At 71.0% G+C, this 18,591-nt stretch carries 17 protein-coding genes and 1 pseudogene; 10 read left to right on the plus strand and 8 right to left on the minus strand.

All coding sequences use genetic code 11. The annotated features are described in order from the left end of the window. Positions 1–28 precede the first annotated feature (28 nt). The 3 genes from V1457_RS18670 to V1457_RS18680 form a co-directional block, all read right to left on the minus strand. A complete protein-coding gene (locus V1457_RS18670; protein WP_200069570.1) occupies positions 29–1,084 on the minus strand; it encodes an MAB_1171c family putative transporter in 1,056 nt (351 codons plus the stop codon). A 2-nt stretch (positions 1,085–1,086) separates the two neighbouring features. Beyond that, the gene (locus V1457_RS18675; protein WP_338595818.1) at positions 1,087–1,617 is read right to left on the minus strand and encodes a hypothetical protein; all 531 of its coding nucleotides are present in this window, start codon (positions 1,615–1,617) and stop codon (positions 1,087–1,089) included. A 62-nt stretch (positions 1,618–1,679) separates the two neighbouring features. After that, positions 1,680–2,771 (minus strand): glycosyl transferase family 9, encoded by a 1,092-nt coding sequence (locus tag V1457_RS18680; RefSeq protein ID WP_338595819.1) that lies wholly within the window; start codon positions 2,769–2,771, stop codon positions 1,680–1,682. 199 nt (positions 2,772–2,970) lie between these two features. Here V1457_RS18680 and V1457_RS18685 point away from each other — a divergent pair, with 199 nt between their 5' ends. Further along, a complete protein-coding gene (locus V1457_RS18685) occupies positions 2,971–4,338 on the plus strand; it encodes a hypothetical protein (protein WP_338595820.1) in 1,368 nt (455 codons plus the stop codon). Between the two features lie 97 nt (positions 4,339–4,435). Continuing rightward, positions 4,436–4,567: pseudogene (locus tag V1457_RS30630) on the plus strand (DUF1932 domain-containing protein); the annotation flags it as partial. 171 nt (positions 4,568–4,738) lie between these two features. Here the strand turns inward: V1457_RS30630 and V1457_RS18690 are convergent. After that, positions 4,739–5,263 (minus strand): ATP-binding protein, encoded by a 525-nt coding sequence (locus V1457_RS18690; RefSeq protein ID WP_200069565.1) that lies wholly within the window; start codon positions 5,261–5,263, stop codon positions 4,739–4,741. A 524-nt stretch (positions 5,264–5,787) separates the two neighbouring features. Between V1457_RS18690 and V1457_RS18695 the strand changes: the two genes are divergently transcribed. Both V1457_RS18695 and V1457_RS18700 read left to right on the plus strand, forming a co-directional pair. Further along, positions 5,788–7,404, plus strand: coding sequence for a CocE/NonD family hydrolase (locus V1457_RS18695; RefSeq protein WP_338595822.1), 1,617 nt, complete (start codon positions 5,788–5,790; stop codon positions 7,402–7,404). 152 nt (positions 7,405–7,556) lie between these two features. Further along, positions 7,557–8,087, plus strand: a complete 531-nt coding sequence (locus V1457_RS18700; RefSeq protein ID WP_200069564.1) for a GNAT family N-acetyltransferase — start codon at positions 7,557–7,559, stop codon at positions 8,085–8,087. 120 nt (positions 8,088–8,207) lie between these two features. On the opposite strand, the gene V1457_RS18705 is transcribed toward V1457_RS18700, so the two are convergent. Together V1457_RS18705 and V1457_RS18710 are read right to left on the minus strand one after the other, a co-directional pair. Further along, the gene (locus tag V1457_RS18705; protein WP_233627186.1) at positions 8,208–8,663 is read right to left on the minus strand and encodes a hypothetical protein; all 456 of its coding nucleotides are present in this window, start codon (positions 8,661–8,663) and stop codon (positions 8,208–8,210) included. A 278-nt stretch (positions 8,664–8,941) separates the two neighbouring features. Beyond that, positions 8,942–9,868: a polysaccharide pyruvyl transferase family protein gene (locus V1457_RS18710; protein ID WP_200069562.1), complete on the minus strand. Its 927-nt coding sequence runs from the start codon at positions 9,866–9,868 to the stop codon at positions 8,942–8,944. Positions 9,869–10,048: 180 nt separating this feature from the next. Between V1457_RS18710 and V1457_RS18715 the strand changes: the two genes are divergently transcribed. Continuing rightward, positions 10,049–11,686 carry a carbamoyltransferase C-terminal domain-containing protein gene (locus tag V1457_RS18715; RefSeq protein WP_338605036.1) on the plus strand — a complete coding sequence of 546 codons (1,638 nt, stop codon included), beginning with the start codon at positions 10,049–10,051 and terminating at the stop codon, positions 11,684–11,686. Between the two features lie 279 nt (positions 11,687–11,965). Further along, the gene (locus V1457_RS18725; protein ID WP_200069561.1) at positions 11,966–12,247 is read left to right on the plus strand and encodes a hypothetical protein; all 282 of its coding nucleotides are present in this window, start codon (positions 11,966–11,968) and stop codon (positions 12,245–12,247) included. Between the two features lie 87 nt (positions 12,248–12,334). On the opposite strand, the gene V1457_RS18730 is transcribed toward V1457_RS18725, so the two are convergent. After that, positions 12,335–12,580, minus strand: coding sequence for a DUF6480 family protein (locus V1457_RS18730; RefSeq protein ID WP_200069560.1), 246 nt, complete (start codon positions 12,578–12,580; stop codon positions 12,335–12,337). A gap of 64 nt (positions 12,581–12,644) precedes the next feature. Then, entirely contained in the window at positions 12,645–14,078 is a 1,434-nt protein-coding gene (locus tag V1457_RS18735; protein ID WP_200069947.1) for an MFS transporter, read from the minus strand. 231 nt (positions 14,079–14,309) lie between these two features. Here V1457_RS18735 and V1457_RS18740 point away from each other — a divergent pair, with 231 nt between their 5' ends. The 4 genes from V1457_RS18740 to V1457_RS18755 all read left to right on the plus strand — a co-directional run bounded on the left by V1457_RS18740 (position 14,310) and on the right by V1457_RS18755 (position 18,578). Beyond that, complete coding sequence (locus tag V1457_RS18740) at positions 14,310–14,498, plus strand: hypothetical protein (protein WP_200069559.1); 189 nt, start codon at positions 14,310–14,312, stop codon at positions 14,496–14,498. Positions 14,499–14,676: 178 nt separating this feature from the next. After that, complete coding sequence (locus V1457_RS18745) at positions 14,677–16,140, plus strand: aldehyde dehydrogenase (protein WP_338595828.1); 1,464 nt, start codon at positions 14,677–14,679, stop codon at positions 16,138–16,140. Between the two features lie 81 nt (positions 16,141–16,221). Further along, positions 16,222–16,899: an EthD domain-containing protein gene (locus V1457_RS18750; RefSeq protein ID WP_338595829.1), complete on the plus strand. Its 678-nt coding sequence runs from the start codon at positions 16,222–16,224 to the stop codon at positions 16,897–16,899. A 65-nt stretch (positions 16,900–16,964) separates the two neighbouring features. Continuing rightward, entirely contained in the window at positions 16,965–18,578 is a 1,614-nt protein-coding gene (locus V1457_RS18755; RefSeq protein WP_338595830.1) for an NAD(P)/FAD-dependent oxidoreductase, read from the plus strand. Positions 18,579–18,591 lie beyond the last annotated feature (13 nt).

Below are 18,591 nucleotides of genomic sequence, written 5' to 3' on the forward strand. Positions count from 1 at the left end.
TCGACCACCGGCAAGCGGCTGACGCCGCTTATGAAACATCGCCTAGGACGGCGGCGTTGCGGTGGGCTTCGGCGACCTGCCGGAGGAACCTGATCTCCGAGGCGCGATCGTCACCGGTCGCGGACAGGTCGATCACGTGCGGCTGCGGCGGATGACCCGCGCGTTTGCGCCGCTGAGCGGTGTGCAGCCACGCGGCCACCGCAGCGGCCTCGCTCTCCGCGTGCCTGCGCACATCCGCCAGTTCCTCCGGGGTTACGTGGTTGCGCAGCGCCAGCATCGCGTCGCGGATCTCGGCGAGGCGGCGCTCCAGGCGCCAGCGCATCGGCAGCAGCGGACGTCGCAGCACGACGGTGGGCGCATCTGCGGTCAGCGAGCGCCACAGCGGGCCGAGACTGCGATGATCGCGGCCGTCCCGGATCCGAGCGCGCACCGCGGTCTCCACCGGCAACGCCGTACCCGCCGCCAGGCACAGCGCGCTGACCCCGTCGATCGAGGCGAAACCGGCGATCCACCGGTCGTCCTCGGTGAGCAGCCACGCGATGTTCAGCAGCCACGGCAGCGCGTTCAGCGACCACCCGGCCGCCAGCAGCGGCAGTCCCCAGCGCAGCGACCAGTGATCCGCTCGCCGCGCGCTGATCCCGCACACGGCCGCGCAGATCCCCAACGCCACCACGCTGAACAGCGACACCAGCAAGAAGTAGGCCAGCGGCAGCTCAGGAGCGTTGCCGGGTTCCGGATGCTCCGGGGAAGCGGCGGCGTAAACGGCGATCAGCACCGCGATCGTCGCCCCGGCCGAGCCGTAGACCCACCCGGCTCGGCGTCGCCGCCCGTCCGCGATGAGCAGGAAGTGCAGCGTCACCGCTGCCGTGGCGACGCTGACCAGGTGCGTGCCGAGGTAGACGTAGTACTTCCCGGCCCGGTCGGCCAAGCCGTCCTGCACCGCGCCCACGTACAACGTGGTCAGCAAGCCCAGCAGCGCGACGGCCGCCCACAACGCGCGTTGTTCGCGGTGCCGCACGGCGCCGGGCAGCCGCAGCGCGAGCACGATCCACAGCACCGCGATGCCCGCGGTCTCCAGCGTCATCGTCACCGGTCCTCGTGTTCCCGGTGGAAACCCACCGCCGACTCCAACCGGCCCAGCACGCCGCCGTGCGGCGACGGCGCGGAAGCCGTGCCGATCATCCGGCGGATGCGGGTCGCGGCCCACTCCGCCTCGCGTTCCTCCCGCGAGGTGTAGCGGATGCGGGACATCCCGCCGCGCAGCGACTCCGGATCGTCCGGATCCGGTCGCCACGTCACCGCCCGGTTGTCCTCCAGGCTCGGGCAGTCGTGGTCGAGCAGCATGTGCCCGATCTCGTGGAAGATGATCAGGTGCTGCTGGTAGCGGCTGGTGCCCGCGTCGTAGAAGAGGTGGTCGGCGGTCGCGGTGGCCCACCACATGCCGCTCGGGGTGCCCGTGTCCGAGGGGCTGAACGGGTGCAGGTGCACCGGCCGCCCGCGGCGCTCGGCGATCAGCTCGCAGAACGCGTCCATCGAGAACGGGCGCGGGAAAGCCGGATCCCGCAGCAACCGCCGCAGCGCACGCGCGCGGCCGCGACGTCCTCTCCCCGTGAACATCGCGGTGAACGTACCACTGCGGTGCGCCGCCCCGGCCGGTTCGGCAACCGATTTCCTGCCGGTCAGCACCATCCCGCGCAGCGCGCTGCGAACTCGGCGACCAGCGCGGGCGACACCGGGCGCAGGTCCGCTTGGGCACCCCAGGTCTCGTCGGTCAGCTCTGCCGGTTCGGCGCTGCGATCGGCCAGCGCGAGCAGCTGGGCGAACCGGGTCGCGATCGCGTGGTGACCGGCTCGGCCGGTGGTCCACTTCGTGTGCGCGTGCCGCGAGTACAACCCCACTACCTGCGGCCCGTGCCCGTCGGCGCGCTCGGTCAGCGCGGCGAGCCGGGTGCGCCCCGAGTCGGTGCCCACCACGAGCTCGGCCGAGGCGAACAGGTCCACGCACTCGGCCGCACCCGGCTCGCGGAGCACGTCGGCGGGCAGTCCGTCGAAGTCGTCCGCACCGGCGGTGTTGCGCGCGGTGATCACCGTGAACCGCCAGGGCGCTGCGACCATGCCGACCAATTCCCGGGCCACCGCTGCGAAACCGGACAGCTGGAACTCCAGGTGCCGCAGCCTGCCGGGCACGGCCACGAAAACCACGTGCCACGGTTGCGCGGCCTGCGCGGAGCGGAAGCCGGGCGCGGGTGCTGCCTCGGCGGACAGCCGCTGGCCGAGGCTCTGCTCCACCGCGAGGTACTGCCGCATCGGCAGCGCGGCATGCACCTCGACCTGCCCCGATCCGAGCCGGTCCAGCCAGGTCGGATGCTCCTGCGGATCGATCCGGAACCGCACCGGCGAGCGGGTTCCGGTGCGCACCACGTGCGGCCCCGTGGTGTGCTCGGCCGATGCCAGCGGCACCGCGCAGCGCCGCAGCAGCTGCGCTTCCGGACCGCTGTAGTGCAGCGGCACGTCCCCGCTGACCTCGCGCAGCGCGGTCACCGCCGACAGTCCCAGCAGCAGATCACCGAGACCGCGCTGGCCGAGGTCCGCGATCCAGCCCCGGGAACGCACGATTTCCGCACAACCGGAATTCGGCCGTTCCCCCGCGAATCTGCGATATGGCAGTGTCCGGCCGAAAGGTGCCTGCTCCGCGGGAACGAGCATCCTGCCCCCGCGATGGCACCGGACGTCCTGCACCTGCCACTCGATCAGATCCTGCTGGATCGACACGCGCGATCACCTCCGCCGATCTCGACAATTCAGTTTGCGGCGAACGCGCCGGACACTGCTACGACACCTCGCCCGCGCCAGTCCGACATTTGCCTGACATCGGTGTGGAACATCTCGTTCACTTCATAGGCTGTTCGCACGGCCGGACCGGCCGGAGCAATTCAGCGGACGGCATCGCCGAGGTGATCGGAGGCCGCAAGTGCTCGCAGCACAACCGCCCGCGCGTACCCGGCTGGAACAGGTGCTGCGGCAGCACCGCCGCACCGTGCGGGAGTTCTGCGCCGATTTCCAGGCCGCAGCCGAAGAGCTCGGGGAGCGCACCGTCGTGTCCCAGCGGCAGGCGGGGCGGTGGCTCGGCGGGCTGCTCGGCGGACTGCCGCACCCGGCGACCTGCCGGGTGCTGGAGCGGATGTTCGACGCACCCGCCGAGGAACTGTTCGGCCCACCCCTGTCGGAACGAGCGCGGTCGCAAGAAGTGCGGCAGGAGGACGCGGTCCGGACGGCCGAGGACCGGCCTCCGGCGCAGCGCGATGCCGACCGTCCGGACGCGTCGAACGAAAGCGAGGTCGCCATGGCGGCCGTCGAATCCGCCCGGTTCGGGCAGTTCGCCGAGCAGAGCAACATCGGCCCGCACACCGTCGAGCAGTTCCAGGCCGATGTGCACCGGATCGTCACCACCTACCCGAACCGGCCGGTGTACCCGCTGTTCGTGGAGCTGCGGGAACTCCGGGACCGGGTGTTCGAGCTGCTCGAAGGCAGGCAGCCCCCGGCGCGGACCCGGCACCTCTACCTCGTCGGCGCAGTGGTGTGCGGAGTGCTCGCCAACTCGTCGTTCGACCTGGGCGAGCTGCCTGCCGCGGAAACCCAGGCGCGCACCGCGTTCCTGTGCGCCGAGCTGGCGGGCAACGACTCGCTGCGCTCCTGGATCCGCGGCACGCAGAGCTTGATCGCCTACTGGGACGAGCGCCCGCGGGACGCGGTGGAACTCGCCGGGCAGGGCTGGGACTACGTGCCGGAGACCGGCACGCCGCGGGTGCGGCTGGCCGCGATCGAGGCCCGCGCGCACGCGCGGTTGGGTGATCAGCGCGCCGCCGAGGACGCGCTGAGTCGTGCCGACAAGGCGCGCGAGCAGGTGATCGGCGAGGACGAACCGGGCGGTCTGATGGCGTTCCCGGTGGCCAAGCAGACCTTCTACAGCGCCTCGGCGTGGTTGTGGCTGGGCGAGCGGGCGAACCTGGAGCGCGCCGAACGCGCCGCGGTCGAGGCGGTCGAGCTCTACGGGCAGGATCCGCCGGAGCTGCGCAGGCTCGGCGAGTTGAGCCTGACCCGGCTGGACCTGGCGATCGCCCGGCTCGGCCGGGACGACCTGGATGGTGCCGCCGAGCAGGTGCAGTCCGTGCTGGAGGCGGCCGGCCAACGCCGCACCGACAGCGTGCTGCGCCGGTTGCGGCAGCTGACGAACGTGCTGCACCGGCCCAACCTGCAGAGCACCCCGCTGGCGCTGGACCTGCGCGAGCGGATCGCGTCGTTCTGCGACTCCGCGCGGACTCCCGAGCGCACGAGATGACCCCCGCCGAACCGAGCACCGTGGCGCTGCCGCACCCGGGCGAGATGGGTGCCGCGGTCGGCGTTCAACTGCGCAGCCGGGGGCACACCGTGCTGTGGTGCTCGCGCGCGACTACCTGCCGAGCGTCGCCGAACGCGCCTGGCAGTGGGGGCCGGAGATGCACGAGATCGCGCGGACGCTGGACGCTGAAGGGCTGCCCGCGGAGCCGGCGCGGGCCGCGTCGGCGGTGCTGGCGCGTTGGGCGGCCGAGCGGGAACTCACCGGGCTGTCCGCGGACGCCGTGCTCAGCCCGGTTGCGCGGCCGCTGATCACGTGCTCGCCGCGCAGGAGCCATCGCGCAGTCCCCGTGCGCGGCGGGGCCGCACGCCGACCGGTTCGCCGCGACCGGCCGGCGCGGTGCTCACTCCGCGGCGTGCCCGCCGCCGCCCGCGCGGTTGAGCCCGGTCAGCAGACGCTGCATCACCTGCGGGTCCAGCTCGTCCGGCTCGTCGCCGAGGGCCTCGGCGGCAGGGGAGCGGCGCTTCTCCCGGCGGGGCAGCGGCACCGCCGAGGCGCTCATGCCCGACGGCAGCGCGAGCTCGCACCACCTGCGGTGCCCGCGGCCCTCCAGCGGCTCGACGCCGGTGCGGATTCCTTCGAGTTCCTTCAGCGGCGCGGGCGGCCCGCCCGCGATCTCGTCCTCGACCTCGATGACCAGGCAATCGCCGCGCAATCGCAATCGGATCGTGAGGAAACCGGGCGAGCTCTGGTCGGCCGCGGCCACGGCGGCCTCCACCATCGTCCCGGTCGTCTGCGCGGCCTCGTCGGCCAGCGGGCGCAGCGACCACTCGCTGAGGGTGAACCGCACGAAGATGTCGGTGCAGTTCAACGCGGTGGGCAGTGCGATGAGTCGCAGGTCGTCGACCTGTGCGGTGTCGGCGTTCACCTGGTTCCTTCCTGTCGTGCTCCGGTGCGATCCAGGCCGTCACCCGGACTCCGTATCTTGCCAACCCGACTTTCTCTCGTGTTTGGCAGGGGTTGTTGCCGAGGGTGTCACGTCGCGGGGCCGATTGGCGAGGACTCCGGTGGTCACCGGTTGGTCACCCTTCGAGTGGAGTCCGCGGTGACCGGCTGCGACCGGGTTAGCGGGCGTTTCCTGCTGCGTTCGGGCTTCGGCCGACGTTCGCGATGGAAACTTTCCGCTTGTTGTTGTTATCGGTGCGTTTCCCGCGCGGTAAATCGACTTTCCCCGAAAGTCGCGAATTTCCCGCCGCGCATTCGTCGGTGGACCGGCGGCGGGCCCGGTGCGAACGGGCGGTCCGTTCGCGCCGGTCGCAGCGGGGCTCGGCCGTCGCGGGGGTGGCCGCGGTGATCGGCGGCGGCTGAACCGAGGAAGTGTTGCTACCGGTGAGTAAAACGATGTTCACTTCCTGCGTCCCCAGTGCTGTGGATCACGGACAGGAGATCGTCGTGCGCCGCCTGCTCGTCCTCTTCGCCGCCTTGCTCGCCGTGCTGTTCCTGGCGCCGCCCGCGGGAGCCGCGCTCGCCCCGCCCGCCGGTGCCGCTCGGCCCACGGGTGCCGATGGTGCCGCGCCGGGCGTCTCGATCAGCCACCGCACGGTGCCCGGCGCCGACGGCGTCACCCTGGACGCCAAGGTGATCGAACCGGCGGGCGACGGCCCGTTCCCGCTGCTGGTGATGCCCGCGAGCTGGGCGGTCCCGAACATCGAGTACGTCGGCGCGGCCGCGCGGCTCGCCTACGAGTCGGGTTACGTCGTGGTCACCTACACGGCCCGCGGCTTCTACGCCTCCGGCGGCGAGATCGAGGTCGGCGGACCCGAGGACCGCGCCGACGCCTCCAAGGTGATCGACTGGGCGCTGGCCAACACCGCCGCCGACCCGGGCCGGATCGGCATGGGCGGCATCTCCTACGGCGCGGGCATCAGCGCGCTCACCGCCGCCGAAGATCCGCGGGTGCGGGCGGTGGCCTCGATGAGCGGCTGGTCCGACCTGGTCACCTCGCTGTACCCGAACCGCACGGTCAGCACCCAAGCCGTGGAGATGCTGCTGGCGATCGGGCACCCCACCGGCCGCTTCGGCGCAGACCTCCGGGCGCTCGAACGCGCCTACCGCGAGGGCCGCATCGAGCAAGCGCTGCACCTGGCCGCCGACCGCTCGCCGCTGGCCGAAACCGACGAGCTCAACAAGAACGGGACCGCGGTGCTGCTCGCCCACTCCTGGGAGGACTCGCTGTTCCCGCCGCAGCAGATGACCGAGCTCTACCGGAAGCTGACCGGGCCGAAGCGGCTGATGCTCGCGCCGGGTGATCACGCGGGTCCGGAGCTGTTCGGCGCCGCCGGGTTGCCGAACGACAGCTGGGACGCCGCGCGCCGCTGGTTCGACCACCACCTGCGCGGCGTGCCCAACGGCATCGACACCGAGAATCCCGTGCAGCTCAAGCCGGTCAGCGGGGGCAACTGGCGCGGATACCCGGACTGGGAATCGGTGACCGGAGCGGTCGACACCCGCCACCTCGGCGGCCCGGCGCCCGCGCCTGCAACCCCCGCCACTGGGACGCTCGCTCCGGACCCGCAACCGGCCTGGCAGCACCGGATCGGCACCGGGTCGCCGACGGTCGCCGACAGCGGCGCGGCGATCGTGAGCGGTGTCCTGCAGCAGTTCCAGATCCCGGTGGCGACTTCCGTGCCGCTCGTGGACCGCCGCGCGGCCGGGGTCTGGCGGACCGAGCCCTACCCGAGCTCGGTCACCGTTTCCGGCGCGCCGAAACTGCGCACCACCGTCACGCCGGAGTCCGGCACGACTTCGCTGTTCGCCTACCTCTACGACGTGGATCCGGCAGGTGGCGGCCGCCTGATCACGCACAAGCCGATCACCTTGCGCGACGCGGAGCCCGGCGAGCCGCAGCAGGTCGACCTCGCGCTGGAGCCCGCGGTGTGGCAGTTGCCCGCGGGACACCGGCTCGTGCTGGTCGCCGACACCGTCGATCCCCGCTATGGCGGGGAAAGCGAGCCCGGCGGGGCCGTCTCGTTCAGCGGGCCCGGACGGTTCGACGTGCCGTTGGGCTGAATCGCGTGATCGCGGCACTCCGCGGCGCTGATCCCTGCGGTGCAGGCGCCGGGCGCGGAGTTCCTCGAGCGCGGACCCGGCGCCTGCGGCATCTGGTCCGCTGAGCGGACGGCGGGCTGCCCGCGGGCATCGCGACCGCTAACGTTTCCGGCATGTCCTCGATGCCGGTCACCGAGCGCCTGCTGATCCGGGAGTGGCGACCGGACGACGTGGCGGGCGCGTTCGCCGTCTACGGCACCGCGACCGTGACCGACTGGCTGGTGCCGTCGATGCCCCGGGTCGCCGACCTGGCCGCGATGGGCCGCGTGCTCGAGCAGTGGATCGCCGAGCAGGAGCAGCTGGAACCGCCGCAGGGTCGTTGGGCGGTCGTGCACCGCGACAGCGGGGAGATCGTCGGCGGCGCCGAGCTGCGCCTGCTCCCGCCGCACCACGAGGACGTGGAGGTGGCCTGGCACCTGCGGCCGAACTGCTGGGGTCACGGTTACGCGGTGGAAGCGACCCGCGCGTTGATCCGCTGGGCGTTCGAGCACGAGGCGGTGGAGCTGTTCGCGGTGATCGACCCGACGAACGACCGCGCGCACGCCACCGCGCAGCGGATCGGCATGGACTGGGTCGGGGAGACCGGCAAGTACTACGACCGGACGCTGCACGTGTACCGCGTCCGGCCCGGCGACTTGGACTGACGGCGACCTGGACTGAGGGCGACCTGGACTGACCGGCCGCCTCACCCGATCATCGAGCCTGCCCGATCGCCGAGCTCGCCCGACCGCCAGTTGCACCGATCGTCGGCCTGGTCCGGCCGATCAGCGCCGGAAGCCCTCGTAGGCCAGCGCGGTCACCGCACCGAATGCCAGGTGCGGCACCAGGTCCATCAGCCACGACTCGGCGGTCCATTCGCGCGGGTCGGTCACGCCGAGCGCCGTCATGGGAGCGGTGCTGCCCGCGTTCGCGGCAAGGCCCGCACCGATCGCCAGCAGCGGCACCGGTGTGCGCGGGCACCAGGTGCGGGCGCAGCCGTAGAGGACACCGCTGGTCACTCCGGCCGCGATGCCGAGCAGGGCGCCGATCCCGGAGCGGCGGTTGCCCGCGCTGGACTCGTCGCCGGGCAGCGGCCGGGTGTGCCGCTCGGCCTGGCGCACGGTCTGCTCCGGGCTGCTGCTCGCCGGCCGGGCGCGCAGCGCCATGTCCAGGTAGGTGACCGCGTTGAGGGCCGTGGTGCCTGCGGCGCCGGCGAGAGCGCCGCGCAGAGCGTGGTGCAAGTGGCATCCGCGGCGCCGCATGAACGCGCCTCTCGGAACTCGGCATCTCGATTCCGCCATGACTCAGTGCTGCCCGAGCGGTTCGGCGACGAAACCGCAGTCGCGTTGCCTGCAGAGGTGCTGCTTCGCATCGATTTCGTCTGGTCGGGCTAAGAACCGAGAACTCGAACACAAGCACGCGCTGGTGCTGGCCGGTGCGATCACGACCGCGGCCACCGCGGCGGCCCGGCACTGCGCTTCTTCGCCCCGATTCCACGTGGTGCTCGCGACGGTGCTGCTCATGTCCCCTCCGGCTGCGACGCGCGGCTGTGCAGATCGTCGAGCAGCCGCGACATCGTTTTCCGCCCGGCTGCCGGTGCTTCTGCGGCGCGAGCTTCGGCCAGCACGCGGGCCTCCGCGGTGCGGCACCACTCCCACCAGCGTTGCAGGCGCGGGTGGGCGTGTTCCGGGCCGACGTGGACGTCCTCGGCGGACAACAGCGCAGGCCATTCCCAAGCCGTCGCCTGCGCACTGAGCTTGCCGCCACCGGCGGTGGTGTCCACCGCCAGCACCGGCACGCCGCAGGCGAGTCCGAACGCGAGACCGTGCAGGCGGGTCGTGACGACCACGTCGGACCGGTCCAGCAGCGCCGCGAACTGGTCGGGCGTCGCGCACCTTCGGGAATCTCCGGTGTCCAGCCGGGAATCGGCGACGATCGTGGCGCAGTCGACGCCGGCGAACCAGTCCAGCAGGTGCTGGTGCACCCGCTCCTTCCGGAGGTGCGCGCCGTGCTCCCACCTGCCGGGTGCGAGCACCAGCGCCGCCACCGGCGTCCGCGCGTACGCCACACCCGCCGACAGATCGCGAATCGCCGGAGCACCGGGGAAATCGCGGGCCAGCACCGCGTGGAACCTGGTGTAGGCGGGCGAATGCGGGTCTGTCACCGAACTTCCCACGGCCACGCGGTGGCACGAGGCGTAGCGGTCGTGCAGCTGCTCGACCTGCCAGCCGTGCAGCCGCCCGCACACGAAGACCACGTCGGTGTAGTTCTGCGCCGGTGCGTCCGCCAAGGACATCGCCGCCGGGCGCAACATCGGGCTCCACGCCGAATCGTGCGGGATTCCCGCGGTTTCGAGTGCCGACGCGACCCGGTACATGCTCGCCACGTCACCCGCGGCGGCCTCGCCGTGCAGGAAGCTCGCCCAGCTGACGATCAGCACGCGCACCGGAACCTCCCGGGTGAACGCGGAAACGTGGTTCTCCGCGGGATTTCCGCGGCGGCGCCGGTTCACGCGTGCCGTCGCGCGCTCGGCCGGGGTTTGAGAGCCGCTGCGCAGGGTAGCGGAGTAGTAGCGGATTCGGGGGGATCCGTCGATTCGCCGGAATCGACCATGCTGGAGGCGCTGGTGCGCATTCTCGGGATCAACGCCGTGTTCCACGACCCGGCGGCGGCGCTGGTCGTGGACGGCGAGCCGGTCGTCGCTGCCGAGGAGGAGCGGTTCACCCGGCGAAAGCACGGCAAACCACCGGTTCCGTTCGCCGCTTGGGAGCAGCCGGAGCGCTCCGCGGCGTGGTGCATCGCCGAAGCGGGCCTTCGACCGTCCGATGTGGACATAGTGGGATTCTCCTACGATCCCGGGCTCGTGCAGCACGAACTCTCCGGCCTGGATCCGGAATGGGAACACCTGCGCACCGAATTCGCCGGTCGCGCTCCGTGGTTGCTGCGCTCGGCGCTGCCCGGGCTGGACCCGGACGGAGTGCGGTTCGTGCCGCACCACGTCGCGCACGCCGCCTCCGCCGGGCTGGCCGCGCCGTTCGGCGACTGCGCGGTGCTGACCGCGGACGGGCGCGGGGAGAGCACTTGTGGGCTGCTGGGCCAATACCGCTCGGGCCGACTGGAAGTGTTGGCCGAGCAGTCCTTGCCGGGTTCACTCGGGTTGCTCTACGAGAGCCTGACGGCGCATCTGGGCTTCCGGCGCAGCAGCGACGAGTACGACGTCATGGCGCTGGCCGGGTATGCGAAGCCGACGTACCTGCCGGATCTCACCGACCTGGTACGCGTGGGTGACGACGCGCAGATCCGGATCGACCGGCTGGACTGGTCTCGGTGGGCACCACCGCGCGAACCGGACGGGGAACTGCTCGACGAGCACGCCCAGCTCGCCGCCAGCGTGCAGACGCGGCTGGAAGAGCTGCTGCTGGAACTCGCCGGTTGGCTGCACCGCGAGACCGGGCAGCCGGAGCTGGCCGTTGCCGGTGGGGTCGCGCTGAACTGCGTGGCCAACACCAGGCTGGCCGCCGAAGGACCGTTCGACGAGGTCTGGGTGCAGCCCGCGGCCGGGGACGCCGGGACCGCGCTGGGCGCTGCGATGCACCTGGCCGCGCAAGCCGGCGAGCGGGTGCGGCCGATGCCCGCCGCCGACCTCGGCCGCGGTTTCGGCGAGGCGGAACTGGAATCGGCGCTGCAAGCCGCGAGGTTGCCCTACGAGCGCCCGGACGACGTGGCGACGACGGCGGCGGACTCGTTGGCGCGCAACGAGATCGTGGGCTGGTTCCAGGGCCGGGCGGAGTTCGGCCCGCGCGCGCTCGGCCACCGCTCGCTGCTGGCCCATCCCGGCCACGCCGAGAACGCCGAACGGCTCAACGAGGTGAAAGGGAGTGAGCGGTTCCGCCCGGTGGCTCCGGTCGTGCTGGCCGAGCGAGCCGCGGAGATCTTCGACCGCGGCCCGGTGCCGAGCCCGTTCATGCTGTTCGTGCACGACGTGCGCAGCGACTGGCGGCAACGGATCCCGGCGGTGGTGCACGTCGACGGCACCGCCCGCATCCAGACCGTGGACCGGGCCGACGAGCCGTTGCTCGCCCGGTTGCTGGGGGAATTCGCGGAACGGACCGGGTTGCCCACAGTGATCAACACGAGCTTCAACACCGCAGGGCGGCCGATGGTGGACTCGCCCGCGGACGCCTTGGAGTGCTTCGGTTCCTCGCCGATCGATCTGCTCGTTCTCGGGCCGTTCGTGGTGCGTCGCGCAGCGATCGCCTGGTGAGCACGTTGGATCGCGCCGTCGTCATCCCGACGACAGCCGGGAGAACTGCACGACGAGCCTCGCGGACGCGTGGTGGATCACAGCGGAAATGGCTTATCGGCCTGCGGCATTGATCGACGCTCGACGAGAGATTTCCCCGCGCCTATCGCGAAGACGCCGACTTGGCGCTGCGAGTAGCCGAACACGCCCGCGCAAAACCCTTGCCACGACGGAAGGTTTGCCGCCCGAAGCGACGTGGAACACCGGTGCGGCAGAGCACGCACCCAGCAGGAGGCGACCATGGCCGAGGACGTGAAGGTCCTGCAGCTCGGTGAGCACGAGTTCGCCGCGGAAGTACACGAGGGCGAGCAGACCACCGAACACCGGGTGAGCTACCCGCAGGGCGTGCTCGACGCGCTGGACATGCCCGAACCCGACGAGCAGCGCTTCGTCGTCGAATCGGTGAAGTACCTGTTGCAGCGTACGCCGTCCACCGCCCTGCCGCACGACATCGACCTCGAAGGTGTGCAGAACGAGGACCTGGATTTCCTCCCGGAACTGCGCACCCGCATGGCGAGCTGAGGATCGTCCCGCTGGGATCTTCGAGCGCGCCCGTTCGCAGGGCACGGGCCGCTCGCCTGCATCGACGGGCGAGCAGCCCGGAAACGCTTAGCTGAGCAATCCTCCCGCATACGCGGCGAAGAACAGCGCGACCAGTACGACCACCACGGCGATTCCCGCCAGCCACAGCCATTTCGCCGGACGCGGCTCGGCGCGCTGCGGATGCGAGACGGCGTCGGTGGCCCCGGCCTCGCCCGGCGGTGTGTCGCCGGGCGGGACCGACCCACCGGATTCCAGCCCCGGAGTTCGCTCGGGATCCGGCCCGGGGGTCTGCGATGAGCGGTCCGCTGCCATGTCCGTTGGTTAACCCTTCCAGCCGGCTGCGCAAACTTGTCCGCCGACCGTCCGCGGCGGGCCGTCAAGCCTCACCGCGCTGCTCCTGCTGCCGCTCGGCGGCTTCCTGCTCCGAGGCGGCGGTGGGCGGAGAACCGGGCAGCTTGCGCCCCGCCGACTCGCGGGTGAAGTACACCGTCACCAGCCCGACCACGCCGGCCGCGATGAGCAGCACCGCAGGCATGATCCGCACCCCGGTCCCGGCCAGCAGCGCCTCCGCGAGCAGCGGAGTGGTGCCGCCGAACAGGGCGACCGCGATGTTGAAGCTCACCGAGACGCCGCCGTAGCGGACGTCGGTCGGGAACAGCGCGGGCAGCGCCGCCGGCATCGTGCTGCTGAAGCAGATCAACGTCAGCCCCAGGACCAGCAACCCGCCGAGCACGGCGGGCACGCTGCCCAGACCGAGCAGCAGGTACGCCGGTACCGACAGCACGATCAGCGCCACCGAGCCCGCACCGGCGATCGGCAGCCTGCCGATCTTGTCGGAGTACCTGCCCAGCACCACGATCAGCGTCATCACCAGCAACATCGCCACCAGCACCAGGGTGAGCGCCTTGGTGTGGCCGAACCCGAGCTCGGCGGTGAGGTAGGTCGGCATGTAGGCGGTCAGCGTGTAGTTGGTGACGTTGAACGCGATGACCAGCCCGATGCACTTGAGCATCGGGCGCCAGCAGCGGGTGAACAACGTGCCCAGGCTGCGCAGCGTCGCCGCCTGCTGCGGCTGCTCGCCCTCGGAGCTCTTCTGGTAGGCGGGGGTGTCCTCCAGCTTCAGCCGCAGGTACAGCCCGACCAGTCCCAGCGGGCCTGCCACCAGGAACGGGATCCGCCAGCCCCAGGAGCTCAAGGCCCCGTCCGGCAGCGCGACACTGAGCACCGTGACGCTGCCGGCGCCCATCGAATAGCCGACCAGGGTGCCGAACTCCAGCCAGCTCGACATGAAACCGCGCCTGCGGTCCGGGGAGAACTCCGCGACGTAGGTCGTCGCCCCGCCGTACTCCCCGCCGGTGGAGAAGCCCTGCACCAGCCGCGCCAGCAGCAGGAGGATCGGCGCCCAGATCCCGATCTGGGCGTAGCCGGGCAGCAGCCCGATCGCCACCGTGCCCGCCGCCATCGTGATCATCGTGGTGGCCAGCACCTTCTGCCTGCCGATGCGATCGCCCAGCGGTCCGAAGAAGAACCCGCCCAGCGGCCGCACCAGGAATGCCACCGCGAACGTCGCGAACGTCGAAAGCAGTTGCGCGGTCGGGCTGTTCGAGGGGAAGAAGACCTGGCCGATGGTCACCGCCAGGTAGCTGTAGACGCCGAAGTCGAACCATTCCATGGTGTTGCCGATGGCGGCCGCGGCAACGGCCCGACGGGACTTCCGCTCGTCGATGACGATCGGGTCCTGGCTTCGTTTCCTGCTGGGACGCCGGAATCGGGGGATCGGCCGTCGTCCGGATCCCGTTCGCTGCGCCACGCCCTGATCTCCTTCCGCCGGTCGCTTGGGGCCTTCCCGGGCGCGGCGGCGGTAAAACCACACCCGCGGGCTTCACTCGTGCGGCTCTTCGACGGCGGGACCGTGCGGCGCCGCGCCGTCGACGTCGCGGCGCGAACCGCGGCGGGGCCGGGACTTTCGGCCGTGGTGTCCTCGCGCGCGGCTGGCAGGATCGCTGCCGCACAGCACGCAAGGGGGAAAGGATCTTCGCCGATGCAACCGCAACCCACACCGCAGTCCGCCGACGCGCACGAGCCGACGCCGCAGGAGCGCGCGCACGCGGTGCGCGCGGTCGGCCACCACGCGCGCGACGCCGATGAGCTGCGGGAACTGCTGGACATGCTGGGGTTGGACCCGCAGGAGGGGCGCGGTAGACCTGCGGACCCGGCTTCCGCGGCGTGAGCCCGCCGGGTCCGCCCGCAGGCCCGGAGTGGCATCACGCTCCGTATTGATGAGCATGAATATAAGGGAATTCATTGACTGCGGGGATGTCCCGCCGCCAAGGTGACTGTGTCGCCGGTCACCGCGGATCGCGCGCTCCGGCCGACGCCGTTGCCCGGTGGTGGGACAGGAGGCCCGGATGAGCAGCAGCGCCGCGCTCGGCGGTACCGCGCTGAAGAGCTACTCGCAGGTGTTCGTCGGTGGCCGGTGGGTCGAACCCGGCGGCACCGGCCGGTTGGAAGTCGTCTCGCCCAGCACCGAGGAAGTGCTGGCCACGGTTCCGGAAATCACCGAGTCCGATGTGGACGCTGCGGTGTCCGCGGCACGCGCGGCGTTCGATCACGGGCCGTGGCCGCGGATGACGCCCGCCGAGCGCGGCGAGGCGCTGGCGCGGGTGGGGCGCGAGGTCGCCGCCCGCTACGACGACATGGTCGCCGCCTTCACCGCCGAGATCGGCGCGCCGCTCGCGGTGAGCCGCGCTTTCCACCACAACGCGCTGCAGATGTGGGACGACGTGTCCACATTGCACACCCGTTTCGGCTTCGAGGAGGATCGGGACTGGAACGGCGGGCGGGGCAAGCTGGTGCACGAACCGGTCGGCGTGGTCGCCAGCGTCATCCCGTGGAACGGTCCCGTCGCAACCGCCTCGCTCAAGATCGGCCCGGCGCTCGCGGCCGGCTGCACGGTGGTGCTGAAACCCGCCCCGGAAGGCCCGCTGAGCACGCTGTTGCTCGCCGAGGCGCTGGAAGCGGCCGGGCTTCCGGAAGGTGTGATCAGCGTGCTCCCCGCCGGGCGCGAAGCCGGTGAGCACCTGGTGACTCACCCGGGCGTGGGCAAGGTCGCCTTCACCGGCAGCACCGCGGCCGGACGTCGCATCATGAGCCTGTGCGGCGAGCGGGTCACCCGCGTTTCGCTGGAACTGGGCGGGAAATCCGCGGGCATCGTCGCCGACGACATCCCGGTGCAACAGGTGCTGCCCTCGCTGCTGCCCGCCGGGGTCGGGCACTCGGGGCAGGTCTGCGCGGCGCTGACCCGGATCCTCGTTCCTCGTGCGCGCCAACAGGAATTGCTGGACGCGATGGTTCCCGCGCTGGAAGGCATGACGATCGGCGACCCGACGGACGACGGAACCGCGCTCGGTCCGTTGGCGGCCGAACGGCAGCGGGATCGGGTGGAGGACTACATCCGCATCGGCCGCGCGGAAGGAGCGCGGCTGGTCACCGGAGGTGGCCGTCCGCCCGGTCTGGACAAGGGCTTCTACGTGCAGCCGACCGTGTTCGCAGACGTGCGCAACGACATGCGCATCGCGCGCGAGGAGATCTTCGGGCCGGTTCTGTGCGTGCTGCCGTTCGACGACATCGACGAAGCGGTCGACATCGCCAACGACTCCGACTACGGGCTCTCCGGCGCGGTTTACGCGGCCGACGGCGAGCTCGCCGAAAGCGTGGCACGGCGGGTGCGCACCGGGCAGATCTCCATCAACGGCTGGGAAATGTGCGTCGTGCAGCCCTTCGGCGGGTTCAAGCAGTCCGGAATAGGCCGCGAAGGCAACGTTGAGGGCTTGCGCGCCTACCTGGAACCGAAGCTCATCCAATACGCCTGATCCGCCGCAGCACGCCCGATCCGCGCACGAGAAGCGGAATCCGACGACGCGCGCTCGCGCGATTCCACAGGGGAGCGAACTGTGATCAAAACGATGGCACTGCTGACCAAGCGGCCGGACCTGTCGCTGGCCGAGTTCGACGCGCACTGGCACCGCCCGCACGGCGACCCGCTCACCCTGGCGATCTCGATCGTCCGGCACGCGGTGCAGAACTCCCGGCTGGCAGCGGCCGACGACCTCATCGACGCGCCGTACCACGGGATTCCCGAGGTGTGGCTGGACGATCCGGGATCCGCGCTGGCGTTGCAGGACGATCCGGCCTACGCCGAGGCGGATGCGGACCAGGTGCACTTCATGGACATCCCGAAGCTGCGCTTCCTGATCACCGCCGAGTCCGCGGTGGACGGTTCGGACGGTCCCGGCGAGGCCACCGGTGTGAAGCTGGTCCGGCTGCTGCGCGCGGACGAAGGGCTGTCGGGCGACGATTTCGACCGGCGATTCGCCGACTCCGCGGACCGCGACCGCGGGCGTGCGGTCGGGGCGCTGCGGCACGTCCGTTCCCGGAGCATTCCGGAATCCTATGTGGATGGTGCGCAACCGGAGTTCGACGCGGCGCGCGAGTTGTGGTTCCCGGATCTGGAAGCGCTGCGCGCGGCACCGGAAAAGGACGCGGACGGCTGGCGGGAGCTGATCACGCCGAGTTGTGCGGACTCGGCCAGGTCAGTGACATTCATCGCTGCCGAACGACGGCTGCGTTAGATTTTTAGTTGCAGCTCCCAACGAATCCGGCTCCTTCGGTCAACAGCGTGGACGGGTGACATGCGATGACGAACTCCCCTTCGACCGCTCCGGAACTCCTCGACGCCGTCGTGGTGGGCGCCGGATTCTCCGGGCTGTACATGCTCCACAAGCTGCGCGCGCAGGGGCTGTCGGTACGGGTCCTGGAAGCCGGCTCCGACGTGGGCGGGACGTGGTACTGGAACCGCTATCCCGGCGCCCGCTGCGACGTGGAGAGCGTGGACTACTCCTACTCGTGGGACGAACAGCTGCAGCAGGAATGGGAGTGGACCGAGCGTTACCCGGCGCAACCGGAGATCCAGCGCTACCTCGCGCACGTCGCCGACCGGTTCGACCTGCGCCGCGACATCTCCTTCGACACGCGCGTGACCGCGGCGCACTACGACGAGGACACCGCGCGGTGGACGGTGCACCGCGAAGGTCGAGACCCGTTGGTCAGCCGGTTCTGCATCATGGCCACCGGTTGTCTTTCGGTGCCGCAAACCCCGCGCCTGCCCGGTTTGGCGGAGTTCCGCGGTCCGGTGCACCACACCGGGACGTGGCCGGAGTCCGGTGTGGACTTCTCCGGTCAGCGGGTCGGTGTCGTCGGTACCGGTTCCTCCGGGATCCAAGCCATCCCGGTGCTCGCCGAGCAGGCTCGGCATCTGACGGTTTTCCAGCGCACACCCAATTTCTCCGTCCCGGCGATGAACGGGCCGCTGGATCCCGAGACGCTGCGCCAGGTCAAGGAGACGTACCCGGAACGCCGCCGCAAGGCTCGCGCCAGTCCGTCCGGTGTGGACCGCGGGGACACCGAGCAGAACGCGGTCGACGTGGACGAGCACGAGCGCAGGCAGGAGTTCGAGAACCGCTGGGGAAAGGGCGGATTCAGCCTGCTCGGTGCCTATGCCGACCTGATGCTGGACCAGCGCGCCAACGACGCGGTCGCCGGGTTCGTCCGCGACAAGATCCGCGAGGTGGTCGACGACCCGGACACCGCAGAACGCCTGCTACCGCGTGATCATCCGCTGGGCGCGAAACGGATCTGCGTGGACACCGGCTACTTCGAGACCTACAACAGGGAGGACGTGAGCCTGGTCGACCTGCTCGAAAGTCCACTGGAGACGGTGACCGCCGATGGCGTGCGCGCGGGCGGCACCGAACACGAGCTGGACGCGCTGGTGCTGGCCACCGGGTTCGACGCGATGACCGGTGCGCTCAACCGGATCGACGTGCGCGGCAGGCGAGGACAGCAACTCGCGCGGCGCTGGGACGCGGGCCCGCGCACCTACCTCGGGCTCGGGGTCGCGGGATTCCCGAACATGTTCATCCTGGCCGGGCCGGGCAGCCCGTCGGTGCTGACGAACATGGTCACCTCCATCGAGCAGCACGTGGAGTGGACCGCCCGCTGCATCGAGTACTTGGACACCAACGGCTACCGCAGCATCGAGGCCGAGGCGGAAGCCGAGCGCGAGTGGGTCGCGCACGTCAACGAGATGGCCGCGGAGACCTTGTTCCCGCGGGCGAACTCCTGGTACCTGGGTGCGAACGTTCCCGGCAAACAACGGGTTTTCATGCCCTACGTCGGTGGTCTGACGCTGTACGAGCAGAAGTGCGAGGAAGTCGCGGCCGCGGGCTACAGCGGCTTCGTCGTCAAATAGCCACCAACGCACA

The sequence above is a fragment of the Saccharopolyspora sp. SCSIO 74807 genome (genome assembly GCF_037023755.1).
GTDB lineage: Bacteria > Actinomycetota > Actinomycetes > Mycobacteriales > Pseudonocardiaceae > Saccharopolyspora_C > Saccharopolyspora_C galaxeae.

Bases quoted from the DNA above. Each gene is read 5' to 3' on its own strand.
- V1457_RS18670 (WP_200069570.1), bottom strand. From the start codon at position 1,084: ATGACGCTGGAGACCGCGGGCATCGCGGTGCTGTGGATCGTGCTCGCG.
- V1457_RS18700 (WP_200069564.1), top strand. From the start codon at position 7,557: ATGTCCTCGATGCCGGTCACCGAGCGCCTGCTGATCCGGGAGTGGCGA.
- V1457_RS18730 (WP_200069560.1), bottom strand. From the start codon at position 12,580: ATGGCAGCGGACCGCTCATCGCAGACCCCCGGGCCGGATCCCGAGCGA.
- V1457_RS18755 (WP_338595830.1), top strand. From the start codon at position 16,965: ATGACGAACTCCCCTTCGACCGCTCCGGAACTCCTCGACGCCGTCGTG.
- V1457_RS18745 (WP_338595828.1), top strand. From the start codon at position 14,677: ATGAGCAGCAGCGCCGCGCTCGGCGGTACCGCGCTGAAGAGCTACTCG.
- V1457_RS18725 (WP_200069561.1), top strand. From the start codon at position 11,966: ATGGCCGAGGACGTGAAGGTCCTGCAGCTCGGTGAGCACGAGTTCGCC.
- V1457_RS18740 (WP_200069559.1), top strand. From the start codon at position 14,310: ATGCAACCGCAACCCACACCGCAGTCCGCCGACGCGCACGAGCCGACG.
- V1457_RS18675 (WP_338595818.1), bottom strand. From the start codon at position 1,617: ATGTTCACGGGGAGAGGACGTCGCGGCCGCGCGCGTGCGCTGCGGCGG.